Raw genomic sequence first — 12,333 nt, forward strand, 5'->3', positions numbered from 1 at the left:
CCTATCCGAGGAAGCGCCAGCCCGCGATCACGCCGAACGCGATCAGCGTCAGCGTGAACGGGAGCATGAGCGGCAACCGGGCCCGGTCCTCGTCGTAGCCGGGTTCGTCCGATTCCACCCGCTCGGGCCAACCGGGGATCCAGTCGGTCGGATCCCGGAAGGCCGCAGCGAGACGCGAGGCCAGCGCGTGTACCCGGGCGTGCGCCCCGTCGAAGACCGCGCCCACTCCGTGCACGAACACCGCGCGCACCGCCGGAGCGGGCTTGCGGTAGAGGACGTCGGTGTCCATCGAGATCGTCGGTTGGCCGCCGAGCTTCGGGATGAACAGGTAGAAGACGAAGAAGGTGAACAGGAGCATCTGCACCGCCTCCATCACGTGCGGTGCGGTCCACGGATCCCAGTGCACCTCGTAGGGCAGATGGGCGTAGAGCAACCCGGGGGCCACGCCCATGATCGTGCAGAAGAAGGCCGCCACGGCCATGGCCACGACCATGTTCACCGGCGCCGGCTTCGGCCGGATCCCGTGGTCCTCGCCCATCCACGTGCCGTAGGGCAGCTTCAGGCCGGTGTGCAGGAAGGTCCCGACACTCGCCAGCATGAGCAGCAGGAACGCCCAGTCCCAGTGCAGCTCGCCGGCGGCGGCCACCACCATGCTCTTGCTGATGAAGCCGTTCCAGAGCGGGAATCCGGAGATCGAGAAGGCGCCGATCATGTACAGGCCGAACACCAGTTTCTGGCGTTTCCAGAATCCGCCGAGTTCGGTGAGCTTCTCCCGCCCCGTGGTGTGGATCACCACGCCGGCGCCCATGAACAGCAGCGCCTTGTACAGGATGTGGCTCACGGCGTGGGCGGCCGCGCCGTTGACGGCCATCGCCGTGCCGATCCCCACGCCGGCGACCATGTAGCCCACCTGGCTGATGATGTGGTAGCCGAGCAATTCGCGGATGTCGTTGGCCAGCACGGCGTAGACCACGCCGTACAGCGCCATCACCACGCCGGCCACGGCCAGGATCTCCCAGCCGGTGAAGCCGCGGATCAGCGTGTACACGGCGGTCTTGGTGGTCAGGGCCGAGCAGAAGATGGCGCCGGTGACCGTGGCCCGGGGGTAGGCGTCGGGCAGCCAGGGCCCCAGCGGTGGTACCGCGGCGTTCAGGCAGAAACCGATCAGGATCAGCCAGGCGGCCAGACCGCCCTCGCCGGGCGCGAAGCGCTCGAAGGCGATCGAGCCGGTGGCGTCGAGGTGCAGCAGCACGCCCCCCAGCAACACCGCGCCGCCCACGAGATGGACCAGGATGTAGCGCCGGCCCGCGGCCTCGCTCTCGGGATTGCGGCGGGCCCAGATCAGCACCACCGAGCTGACGGCCATCAGCTCCCAGAACACGTACAGCGTCAGGTAGTCGCCGGCGAAGGTCACCCCCAGCGCACCGGCGTTGTACAACAGTGCGGCCACCTGCTGGCGGGTGTCGCGCTGGTGCAGGGCGTAGATCCCCGCGATGATCCCGATCAACGAGAAGATCTTGCCGAAGACCAGCGACAGCCGGTCGACGCGCAGCAGCGTGAGGTCCTGCCCGCCGACGCCCACGACCAGACGCGCGCCGTCGGGGAGGTTCCACACGTACCACAGCGTGATCGCCGACAGGATCACGGCCGCGTACCCGCGGATGCGGGACGGCAGGAGCAGGATGCCCACCCCACCGATCACCAGGATCGCGGCGGGCGGCCAGGAGTCGGTGGCGAAGGTGTCGGGATGCAGGACGGGGGCCAGGATGCGCCCATGCTCGCCGCCGTGACCGCCGCCCTCGGTGGCGGCCATGGCCACCATCGATCCGGCCAGCAGGACGAAGGTCACGACCACCAACAGTCGAGCCGCGGTCGAGGACGCCAGGAATCTACTCATAGAAGTCCTCGTCCTTCTGCAGGAAGACGTGGCCCAGCCACTTGCTCACGATCACGATCGCCGCGCAGCCGGCGGCCCCGAAGAGTGACCACCAGCCCGGAATGGCGCTCCACCAGCCGTGGTGCTCGCCGTGCGGCAGGAAGTAGGGCAGCGCGATCACGATCGCGCCGCTGGCGGCGGCGAAGATCCAGCCGCGCGTGCTCGGAGTCTTCAGCTTCACGACGTACCTCCCGTGACGGCCGCCGAGATCGAGCGCGCCAGGTCCCAGGCGTGCACGCCGAAGTTCGGGGCCACGCCCAGGACCACCGAGATGATCGCGGTCAGCGCGAGTGGCACCACCATGAGCGGCGAAGCCTCGCCGAAGCGGTCGAATTCCTCGTTGCGGCGGAAGAAGGCCACGTGGACGATCGGGAAGAAATAGGCAGCGTTCAGCACGCCGCTGAGCAGCAACAGACCCATGAAGATCGTCTGGTCGGCCTGCATCGAACCCACGGCCAGGTACCACTTGCTCACGAAGCCGTTCACGCCGGGCACTCCGGCCAGTCCCAGGCTGCCCACGGCGAAGGCGAGCATGGTGATCGGCATCTGCCGGCCGATCCCGTGCATGTCGCTGATGTTCTCCTTGTGTGCGCGCACGTAGATCGCACCGGCGCAGAAGAACAGGGTGATCTTCATGGTGGCGTGGAACATCAGGTGCATCACGGCACCCGACCAGCTCGCGCTGGTGAGCAGCGCGGCGCCCAACACGATGTAGCTCAGGTGCGCCACCGTGCTGTAGGCAAGCCGTCGCTTCAGATTGTCCTGCCGCAGGGCGAGCAGCGAACCCACCGTCAGCGTGATGGCGGCCGCCCAGGCCAGCACCGTCCACACGTCGATCTCGCGTAGCAGTTCGGGGCCGAACACGTAGCCGGTCACGCGCAGCACACCGAACACGCCGGCCTTCACCACGGCCACGGCGTGCAGCAGCGCACTCACCGGCGTGGGTGCGGCCATGGCGGCGGGCAGCCACGAGTGCAGCGGCATGATCCCCGCCTTCACGCCCACCGCGAGCACGAAGAGCAGGAACAGCCAGCGCAGGCTGGTCTCCGACAGGTCCGTGGCGCCCAGGAACCCGCCGGGCACGAAGTCGGTGTTGCCGCCGGTGGCCGACACCGACCAGGCCACGGCGAGCAGGAGAGCCAGGCCGGCGGGCAGGGTGTAGGAGAGGTACTTCCGGGCGGCCGTGATCGCCGCCGGGGTCTCCTTGTGGATCACCAGCGGGTAGGTGGCCAGCGTGAGGATCTCGAAGAAGACCACGAAGGTCAGCAGGTTCGCCGAGAAGCAGATCCCGATGGTGGCCGACAGACACAGCGCGAAGCTGGCGAAGTAGCGGGTCTGTTTCTTCTCGCCCGCGCCCCGGACGTAGCCGATCGAGTAGAAGCTGGTGAGGAACCACAGCACCGACGCCACCACGGCGAACACATAGCCCAGCGTGTCGACGCGCAGCGCCAGTTCGATGCCCGGCGAGATCTCCCAGAGCTGCACCACCGCCTGCTCGCCCGCGAGCACCCACGGCAGCATCGACAGCACCAGCACCGCCTTGATCGCCGCGGCGACCAGCGTGAAGGCCTCGCGCAGGTTCGGACGGCGGTCGCTGGCCACGATCAACGGGATCGCGATCAACGACACCAGGACCGCCCAGAGCGGGCGTACCGATTCGATCGTGGTGGGGGAGACGACGTCGATGGGCATCAGGTGACCTCAGAGTGGCCAGGGCAGATCGGCGGGCAGGGCCAGGCGCAGGATCGTCGACACCAGCCAGGCGTTGGCCAGGCCGAGCGCGAGGACGCCGACGCCGAGCACGAGCACCGGCGCCCGCATGGACAGGGGCGGATCGACCACTGCCGTCACGGGGGCGCCGTCCTCGCCCTCGGGAGCGGGGCGGGCGTAGATCCGCTCGAGCACGCGGAAGAAGTAGACCGCGGTCAGCAGACTACTCGCGAGGATCAGCACGACCACGACCCATTGCCCGGCCGCGATGCCGCCGAGCACCAGGTACCACTTGCTGAAGAAGCCGTTCGTGGGTGGGACGCCCACCATGGCCAGCGCGGCCAGGGTGAAGGCGGCGAAGGTCCAGGGCATCCTGCGGCCCAGACCGGTGTAGTCGCGCAGGCGCACGGTGTCGGCCTGCAGTTGCACGCTCCCGGTCACCAGGAACAGGCAGGACTTCATGATCGCATGGTTCAGGATGTGCAGCATGGCGCCCACCAGCGCCAGGGGCGTGGCCAGGCCGATGCCGACGCCGATGTAGCCGACCTGCGCGATCGAGCTGTAGGCCAGCATGCGTTTGGCGTCCTTCTGCGCGATCGCCATGACGCTGCCCACCACGATCCCCGCGAGTGCCATCCAGGTGATCGCCGGTCCCAGGCCACCGGCACCGTGGAGCGACCACTCGTGGCCGTAGACGAAGTACAGCACGCGGATCATCACGTAGGCGCTGACCTTGGTCATGAGCGGCGCGATGATTGCCGTGCTGGTGCTGCTGGCGTAGGTGTAGGCGTCGGGCAGCCAGAGGTGCATGGGGAACAGGGCCATCTTCAGGCCCAGCCCGCCGACCATGAACACCACCGAGATCCACAGGGCCGGGTTCGACTGGAGTTCGCCCAGTCGCCCCGCGACGTCGAACATGTTCAGGCTGCCGGTGAGCACGTAGAGGTAGCCCACACCCAGCAGGTAGAACGAGGCCCCGAGCGTTCCCAGCAGCAGGTACCGGAACGCCGACACCGGGGCCTTCTTGTGTCCCACGGCCATGAGCGCATAGCCGGCCAGGCTACTGACCTCGAACCACACGTACAGATTGAAGAGGTCGGCCGTGATCACCATGCCGGTCAGGCCCAGCAGCATGACCAGGAGCATGCCGTAGAAGGTCGACTCGCGCTCGGGGTTCTCGCGGCGGACGGCCGTGCCGGCGTAGACGCACACCAGCAGCGACACGAGTGCGATCATGGTGATCACGAAGGCGCTGAGGGCATCGAGGTTCAGTTCGATGCCCACCGGCGGTTCCCAGCCCGCCATGCGGTAGTGGAGCGGACCGAGCGTGAGCACGCGCTCGAGTCCGTAGATCGCGGTGCCCAGGAAGGTGAGCAGCGTGAGCAGCGTGGCCGGATACGCCAACCGGCGCTTCCAGTAGCCGAGGGCGGCCACGAGGAACGCCCCCACCATCACCACCAGCAGGCCCAGCGCCGGTGCCTGGTGGTCCATCGTCGGCCCGAAGGCCTGGGCGGCGTCCCGCGGTGCGCGCGAGACCTCGGCGGCGAGTGAGAGCAACACCGACTCCATCCCGATCCTTCCCGACTACTCGGACCGCAGGCGGCGCAGGAGTTCGTCTTCTTCCAGGGTTCCGAAGCGGCGGTGGATCACGGTGAGCAGCGTCAGGGCCACGCCGGTGGTCGCGACCGACACGACGATCGCGGTCAGCATGAGGCCGTGCGGGATCGGATTCATGTACTGCTCGGCCTCGCTGCCGACCTCGGCGGAGTACACCGGTACGCTCGCACCCGTCTTGTAGGCATGCACGATGAAGAACAGGATGATCGCACCCTGGAAGATGTTCATTCCGATGAGCTTCTTCACCAGGTTGTGCTTGAAGACCATCCCCCACAGTCCGATCAGGATCAGGACCGAGGTGGCCACGTAGGGCCAGCGGTCGACGAACAGGGCCTGGAGTTCGCTCATCGAAGGGTCTCCTCTTCCGTTCCGGCCGCGGCGTCCGTCTGCGACTGCGGGCGATGACTGATCACGAGTTCGTCGAAGATCGACACCAGCGCGCCCATCACGGCGAAGGCGATTCCGATCTCCACGAGCAGGATGCCCGTGTTGTGCAACCAGTCGGGCGCCATGCCGAAGGGCAGCATGTCGTACTCGAGAAAGTTGCCCCCGAACGGCATGTCGCCCAGGCCGGTGATCAGGTACAGGAGGATGCCCGTGATCGCGAAGGGCATGGCCAGTCCGCGCCGGAAGCTCGGCTGGGAGCGTTCCTGCCCCAGCACCACCCGCTGCAGCAACACGCTGGCCGCGAGCAGGGCCCCGCCCTGGAATCCGCCCCCCGGGCTGTAGTGCCCGTGGAAGATCACGTACAGGGCGAAGATCTGGATCACGGGGACCATGATCCGGACCACCACGTCCATGATGATGCTCGGGTGCCGGGTGATCACGAGGGGTCCTTCCGGTGGCGGCTGCCCTTCAACAGGAGGAAACAGGCGAAGGCCGCGGCGAAGACCACGATTCCCTCGCCGAGGGTGTCGAAGGAGCGGTAGTCGCCGATCATCACCGTGACCATGTTCGGTGTGTGGGCGTCGGTGTAGGCGTGCTCGATGAAGTAGTCGCTCACGTGCTCCGCCGCGGGCGCGTGCGGATCGCCGAAGGCCGGCAGTCCGAGGCCCGCGTAGAGCATGGTCGCCCCCAGGATCACCAGCACGGCCGCGGCAACGCCTCGCATGCGGATCCTCCTCAGTCGCGGGACTTGCGTTGGGTGTTGAAGATCGCCACCACGAACAGCACGCCGGTCACGCCGGCTCCGAGCACGGCTTCGTTGAAGCCCACGTCGACCGCGCCGAGCGACACGTACAGGAGTGCGGCCAGGAAGCTGAACAGGCTGAGCACGACGGCGGCCGCCAGCAGGTCCTTGACCCGCAGCGCCACCACGGCCGCCACGGCCGCCAGGAAGAAGAAGAACGCGATCAGGACTTCGCTCATCCGTTGCTCCGATCCCGGCGCAGCCACGGCACCTGACGGTTCAGGATCGCTGCGCGTCCCAGGGCATGGGCGGCAGCGGGATTGGCCACGGCCACCAGCACCACGATCAGCAGCAGCTTCGCCGTGCTCAGATCGACGCCCTCGTAGAAGGCCAGGCCGGTCATGACCAGCATCAGGCCGAGGGTGTCGGGCTTGCCCGAGGCGTGCGAGCGCGTGAAGAAGTCCGGCAGGCGGTTCACGCCCACGCTGCCCACCAGAACCGTCCCCGTGCCCACCGCGATCAGGGCGTAGGAGATCCACTCGAGCATCAGCGGCCTCCCGTGCCGGAGCGTTCCAGGTACTTTCCCACCACGAGCGCGCCCACGAAGTTCAGCATGGCGTAGGCGATCGCGATGTCCACGAACATGTCGATGCGCCCGTAGAGGAAGCCGGCCAGGCAGATCAGGATGACGGTCTTGGTCCCCGCCACCGTGACGCCGACCATGCGGTCGTAGACCGTGGGGCCGCGCAGCACCCGGTACAGGGGCAGGATCAGCGCGAATCCGATGATGATCGTGATCACGCTCAGGAAGACCACCGTTCGACCTCCTCTCGGACGGCGTCCGGGTCGTCCAGCAGCGTCGCTTCGATGTCGTCGGGCAGTTCCTCGCCGAACAGGGCGGCCACCTTGCGCGGCATGGTGCCGTCGAGCAGGCCACCGGCCAGGTTCTCGTGGATCGTGTGCACGAGGAAATGGTCGTCGCGGATGTGCAGCGTGAAGGTTCCCGGTGTCAGCGTGATCGAGTTGCCCAGGACCGTCTTGGCCAGCGAGCTCTTCATGCCCGTGCGGAAGTGGATCAGGGCGGGCTTCACCGGCGGGCCCGGTCGCAGGATCAGGATGGTGACCTGCACGTTGGCGACGATGATCTGGGCGATGAGCCAGAAGGTGTAGGTGATCACCCGGAGCCAGTGGAGGCGGCCGATGTACTGGTTCTCGACGGGTTCCCGGTGTGCGATCACCAGGTTGCGCGACAGCAGGACCACCAGGACGATCGACAGCACCCCGTACGAGAGATGGACGACGTCGGTCTTGCCCGAGAAGGCCATCCAGAGAACGGCCAGGACGACGACCAGGAGCACCGTGTGGCGCGTGGTGCCGCGGCTTCGGGTGGCAGGTGGTTGCATCGTGTCGGGGGTCCTGCGGTCGGCTGGAAGGTCACGGGCGCGGCCGCGCCCGGCACAATCGGCCGCAGTGTAGTGTTCCGACCGGGCGCCCACAAGATCTAGGTCCGTGAACGGGCGCCGGTCATCACGAACTCGATCGGGCCGCACGCACGACGGGCCGACCCGACCGGGCCGGCCCACGTGATCCGCCTCGCGAGAGGGACGAACGGGGACTACTCGGCGTCGAGCTCCTCGAGCAGGACCCGCACCGCTTCGGCGACCTGTGGGTCCTCGCCGGCGGCGTGCTGCTCGGGCGTGATCGCCACGCGGTGGTCGGGCTCGAGCTGCTGGTTCTCGAGGTAGTTCGTGGTGCCCAGCTCCACGATCCCCACCTGGGGGATCCCGAACACCAGGTCGCCGGTGTGCAGGCGCTCCCACCAGACGGCCGTCGCCGTGCCCGCCACGGGCATGCCCACGGTGGGCCCGATGTCGAGGTGGTCGTAGACCCACGGGAAGAAGTGGGCGTCGGAGTAGTTGGCCTCGTTCATCACCACCGCGCTCGGCTTCCACCACCGCTTGCCGGGCTCGCCGTGGAAGCGCTGGCCGGGAACGGCCTGGTTGCGGGGCATGAAGTCCACGTAGGCCTCGCCCCCGAGCAGCACCACGAGGTCGTCGTGCAGCCAGCCGCCGCCGTTGAAGCGCGTATCGACCACGATCGCGTCCTTGTCGAAGTTGCGTCCCATGACCTCGGCGTAGGCCACACGGAAGCTGCGGTCGTTCATGCCCTGCACATGGACGTAGCCGATCCGGCCGTCGCTCAGCTCGTCGACCTGTGCGCGGCGCTGCTGCACCCAGCGGTCGTAGCGCATGCGGCCCTCGGCCCCGGGACCGATCGGTTCGATCACGCGCTCGAAGTCGTCGCCGCGCGGCGGGTCGAAGCGCAGGCGGACGCGCTCGCCGGACTTGTTGTTCAGCAGGCGGTGGAAATTGACCTCGCCGTCGAGTTCGACGCCGTCGACCGCCGTGATCACGGTGCCGGGCTCGATGCCCAGCTCGGCCTCGGCCAGCGGCCCTCGGGGCAGGATCTCGGCGATCCGCATGCCGTCGCCGTCGTACTCGCGGTCGTAGTACACGCCCAGGCTGGCCGTACGCTCGGGGTCGTCGGGACGGCCGAAGTAGCGACCGCCGGTGTGGCTGGCGTTCAGCTCTCCGAGGATCTCGCTGAGCACCTCGGCGAAGTCACGGTTGTGGCGGATCCCGGCGAGTTTCGGCTCGTACTGCTCCCGGTAGAACTCCCAGTCCACACCGTGCAGTTCGGGGTCGTAGAACTTCTGCTGCACCTGCCGCCAGACGTGCTCGAACAGGTAGCCGCGCTCGGCATCGGGGCGGACGTTCATCTCGGGGTCGAAGGACACCATGTCCTTCTCGCCGGTGCTCGTGCCCTCGTCGCCGGTCTTCAGGCCGATCTTCTGGATCTTGCCGTCGGCGAGGACGAACACGGTCTTGCCGTCGGGCGTCATCTGCATCGACGCCCGGTTCGCGCCGAGCTTGACCTCGAGCTTCGTGGACTCCTCGACGAAGTCGTGGATCCACAGGTCGTGGCCGTCTTCGAACTCGGCCAGGTAGACCAGGGCGCGGCCGTCGGGGGTCATGGCGAAGCCGCCGAGGTCGCTGGAGTGGATGGTCAGGCGCACGGTGCGATCCTCGATCCCGTCCCAGTCGATCTCGACCGGCTCGGTCTCCGTTTCTTCGTCGTCCTCCGATTCGGCCTCGGAGTCGTCGGAATCGGCGTCCTTCTTCCCCTTCTTCGGTTCCCGGCCCTCGGCGAGCTGGCGCTCCTCCTTGGTCATGGTGAAGCGGTCATAGGTCTCCTGATCGAGGAAGGCGCCCAGGACGTCGGTCTCGCCGCCCCAGCTGCCGTGGCTCTTCTCGCCGTAGCGATCGGTGGCCCAGATCACCAGGCCGCCGTCCATGGCGAAGTGCGGGGTCCAGTTCGCGTAGCCGCTGTTGGTGATGTCGATCGGGTCCTGGCTGCCGTCGGCCTTCACCAGGCCCACGGCGTCGGCGTAGTAGCGGCCGCGGCTGAGGAACTGCACGGCCAGCCACTCGCCGTCGGGCGACCACTCGAACCACTGGTCGCCGTCGCTGTAGCTGTAGGCGTAGCGGCCGGGCATCACGGTGCGGCTGCGGCCGGATTCGCGGTCGTGGACCTTCAGCACCGTGCGCTCGGCCAGATAGGCGATCTCGGTGCCGTCGGGCGAGAAGCGGGGCTGGAACTCCTCTTCGTCGGTGGCGACCACGGCCTCTTCCTCGAGCGCGGTCGCGGCGTAGAACCACTCCTCGTCCTCGTCGGCGAGGGTCGTGGTGTACAGATTCCAGCTCCCGTCGCGCTCGCCGGCGTACAGCAGCGTGCGGCCGTCGGGCGAGAAACTCACGCTGCGTTCCTGCTCGGGCGTGTCGGTGATGCGCTTGGTGCGCGAGAAGTCGACCGAGGTCACGAAGACCTCCCCGCGCGAGACGAAGGCCACCTCCTGGCCGTCGGGTGACACCGCGAACCCGGTCACGCCGCGGCGCATCTGTTCCACGGTCACCGGCGGCTGCTGGCGGTCGACGCGGATCGTCACGTCGAGGCGCCGCGGGTCCTCGCCCGGCGCCATGGTGTACAGATCGCCGTGGAAGGAGAAGGCCATTGTGCCGTCGCGGGCCACGCTCAGGTGGCGCACCGGGTGGTGCTCGAAGAAGGTCAGCTGCTCGGGCTCGGCCGCCGGATCGAGGGCCTGGCGGAAGACGTTCATGTCACCGTTGCGTTGGCTCAGGTAGACGAACGCGTCCTCGCCGAGCACCCACCACGGATCGAGGTCCTCGCCGCCGAAGGTGGTGAGCCGCGTGTGTTCGCCCGACTGGAGGTCGACCATCCACAGATCGCGCGTGACCGACGACACGTGGTGCTTGCGCAGCGAGTGCTCGTAGCCCTTACGGTCCTGGTAGAGCAGGCGATCGCCGCTCTCGTCGGGCCGCGCGTGTTCGGCCGGGATGGTCAGCACCTGCCGTGGCGTGCCGCCCTCCATGTCCACGGCGTAGAGCTCGCCCATGCGCCCGCTCGGGTACATCGAGCTCTCGGGGGCGTCGATGCGCGAGGCGTAGAAGTAGATCGCCTCGCCGTCGGTGGCGAAGGCGCTCGGCAGGTCGTCGGACGAATGGAAGGTCAGGCGCGTCGCCTCGCCGCCGCCCGCGGGCATGACGAAGACGTCGCGGCTGCCGTGCCGGTCGCTGGCGAAGGCGATCCACTCGCCGTCGGGCGACCACACGGGCGCGCCGTCCCAGGCGTCGTCGAGCGTGAGCGGCGTGGCGAGACCGCCGTCGGCGTCCACGCGGTAGAGGTCGCCGCCGTGGGTGAACACGATCGTGGAGCCGTCGGGCGAGAGCGCCGGCGCGCGGAACCAGTTCGGGGTCACGTCGGCGGCGGTGGCCGGGACGGTGAGGAGCAGGAGCGCGAGGATCGCTCGGGTGCAGAGGGCGGTCATGTCTTCTCCGGAGGCGATGGGTGCGGGCGAGAGCGAACGCCGGAATCTAGCCGGACCTGGTCCCGTACGACCACCTCCGTTCCCGGGTTCCGCTCGTGTATCGATTCACGCAACGCGGCCGAGACGCTTGCGGGACGGTGTCGCCAGCGGCTACTCTCTGGGCCGACAGCCGGCAAGAGTCCTCCCGATCGCATCCCGCCATTGCAATCCCGGCCCGGACCGATCTCCTGCCAGCCACACGTCTTCGGCGCGTTCCGTCGCGCCCCCGCTTCTCCCTCGTCGGAGGGAGTACGAGGGTTCCGCCGAGCCGGAAGCCTCGTCGTCCCGTCGCTCGTGGATTCCGGATGGGCCGGCCCACGCGTGGCGATCTGTCGGAGGCGGCCGCGCTTCCGTTGGAGAGAGCAAAGTGAAGAAGTTGTACGTGGGGAATCTCCCCTTCCAAGCCACCGATGACGAAGTTCAGCAGCTGTTCGGCCAGCACGGCGAGGTCCACTCGGTCGCGCTGATCAACGACCGGGAGACCGGCCGCCCCCGTGGGTTCGGCTTCGTCGAGATGGACGACGAAGGCGCCACCAAGGCCATGCAGGCGCTCGACGGTTACGAGATGAGTGGCCGTGCGTTGCGTGTGAACGAGGCCCAGGAACGCCGGGGTGGCCCGCGCGGCGGTGGCGGTGGTGGCGGCGGCCGCTACTAGGTTCTCCCTCTCGCTGGTTCCGTACTTCGTGCGCGTCCGCTCCTGACGGTCGTCCCCACTCCGGGGAGGCACGTCCAGAACAGGTCCCGCAGTTCATGTCGAGGCCCCGCTCCGCTGCCGGAGCGGGGCCTCTCGGCGTCAATCGCGAGCGTGCGTGCCGGGGGCGCGCTCGTGTGCGATCCGCCCCGAGACCAGCCCGGCTCCGAGGATCACCGCCGCGGGGACCCAGAACGCGGCGGCGATCGTGGGTCTGCTGCTGGGCGGCGTCCTGTACGACCGGTCGGGCGCGGCCGCACTGCCCGCTCCGGCGCCGTGCCCCTGGATCGCACCGCGGAAGCGGG

General features: G+C 68.2%; 14 protein-coding genes. 2 read left to right on the forward strand and 12 right to left on the reverse strand.

What is annotated here, in order from left to right; translation table 11 throughout:
- Position 1: 1 nt before the first annotated feature.
- The 12 genes from VKA86_01835 to VKA86_01890 form a co-directional block, all read right to left on the reverse strand.
- Positions 2–1,897 carry a Na(+)/H(+) antiporter subunit D gene (locus VKA86_01835; GenBank protein ID HKK69929.1) on the reverse strand — a complete coding sequence of 632 codons (1,896 nt, stop codon included), beginning with the start codon at positions 1,895–1,897 and terminating at the stop codon, positions 2–4.
- Positions 1,890–2,117, reverse strand: a complete 228-nt coding sequence (locus tag VKA86_01840; protein ID HKK69930.1) for a hypothetical protein — start codon at positions 2,115–2,117, stop codon at positions 1,890–1,892. The genes VKA86_01835 and VKA86_01840 overlap by 8 nt, the downstream gene beginning before the upstream one ends.
- Complete coding sequence (locus VKA86_01845) at positions 2,114–3,628, reverse strand: monovalent cation/H+ antiporter subunit D family protein (protein HKK69931.1); 1,515 nt, start codon at positions 3,626–3,628, stop codon at positions 2,114–2,116. The genes VKA86_01840 and VKA86_01845 overlap by 4 nt, the downstream gene beginning before the upstream one ends.
- Positions 3,629–3,637: 9 nt before the next feature.
- On the reverse strand, positions 3,638–5,215 hold the full coding sequence (locus tag VKA86_01850; protein HKK69932.1) for a monovalent cation/H+ antiporter subunit D family protein: 1,578 nt from the start codon (positions 5,213–5,215) through the stop codon (positions 3,638–3,640).
- A gap of 15 nt (positions 5,216–5,230) precedes the next feature.
- Positions 5,231–5,611 (reverse strand): cation:proton antiporter subunit C, encoded by a 381-nt coding sequence (locus VKA86_01855; GenBank protein ID HKK69933.1) that lies wholly within the window; start codon positions 5,609–5,611, stop codon positions 5,231–5,233.
- A complete protein-coding gene (locus tag VKA86_01860; GenBank protein HKK69934.1) occupies positions 5,608–6,090 on the reverse strand; it encodes an MnhB domain-containing protein in 483 nt (160 codons plus the stop codon). Before VKA86_01860 ends, VKA86_01855 begins: the two co-directional genes overlap by 4 nt.
- Positions 6,087–6,374 (reverse strand): hydrogen gas-evolving membrane-bound hydrogenase subunit E, encoded by a 288-nt coding sequence (gene mbhE / locus VKA86_01865; protein ID HKK69935.1) that lies wholly within the window; start codon positions 6,372–6,374, stop codon positions 6,087–6,089. Before mbhE ends, VKA86_01860 begins: the two co-directional genes overlap by 4 nt.
- A gap of 11 nt (positions 6,375–6,385) precedes the next feature.
- On the reverse strand, positions 6,386–6,631 hold the full coding sequence (locus VKA86_01870; protein HKK69936.1) for a hydrogenase subunit MbhD domain-containing protein: 246 nt from the start codon (positions 6,629–6,631) through the stop codon (positions 6,386–6,388).
- Positions 6,628–6,939, reverse strand: coding sequence for a monovalent cation/H(+) antiporter subunit G (mnhG, locus tag VKA86_01875; GenBank protein ID HKK69937.1), 312 nt, complete (start codon positions 6,937–6,939; stop codon positions 6,628–6,630). Before mnhG ends, VKA86_01870 begins: the two co-directional genes overlap by 4 nt.
- Positions 6,939–7,208 carry a monovalent cation/H+ antiporter complex subunit F gene (locus VKA86_01880; protein HKK69938.1) on the reverse strand — a complete coding sequence of 90 codons (270 nt, stop codon included), beginning with the start codon at positions 7,206–7,208 and terminating at the stop codon, positions 6,939–6,941. Before VKA86_01880 ends, mnhG begins: the two co-directional genes overlap by 1 nt.
- Positions 7,196–7,795, reverse strand: a complete 600-nt coding sequence (locus VKA86_01885) for a Na+/H+ antiporter subunit E (GenBank protein HKK69939.1) — start codon at positions 7,793–7,795, stop codon at positions 7,196–7,198. The genes VKA86_01880 and VKA86_01885 overlap by 13 nt, the downstream gene beginning before the upstream one ends.
- Positions 7,796–8,007: 212 nt before the next feature.
- A complete protein-coding gene (locus tag VKA86_01890) occupies positions 8,008–11,298 on the reverse strand; it encodes a S41 family peptidase (protein HKK69940.1) in 3,291 nt (1,096 codons plus the stop codon).
- A gap of 406 nt (positions 11,299–11,704) precedes the next feature.
- Here VKA86_01890 and VKA86_01895 point away from each other — a divergent pair, with 406 nt between their 5' ends.
- Both VKA86_01895 and VKA86_01900 read left to right on the forward strand, forming a co-directional pair.
- The gene (locus VKA86_01895; GenBank protein HKK69941.1) at positions 11,705–11,992 is read left to right on the forward strand and encodes an RNA-binding protein; all 288 of its coding nucleotides are present in this window, start codon (positions 11,705–11,707) and stop codon (positions 11,990–11,992) included.
- A gap of 154 nt (positions 11,993–12,146) precedes the next feature.
- The coding region (locus tag VKA86_01900; GenBank protein HKK69942.1) for a hypothetical protein at positions 12,147–12,333 on the forward strand (187 nt) is incomplete at its 3' end.

The organism is Candidatus Krumholzibacteriia bacterium, from assembly GCA_035268685.1.
Lineage (GTDB): Bacteria > Krumholzibacteriota > Krumholzibacteriia > JAJRXK01 > JAJRXK01 > JAJRXK01.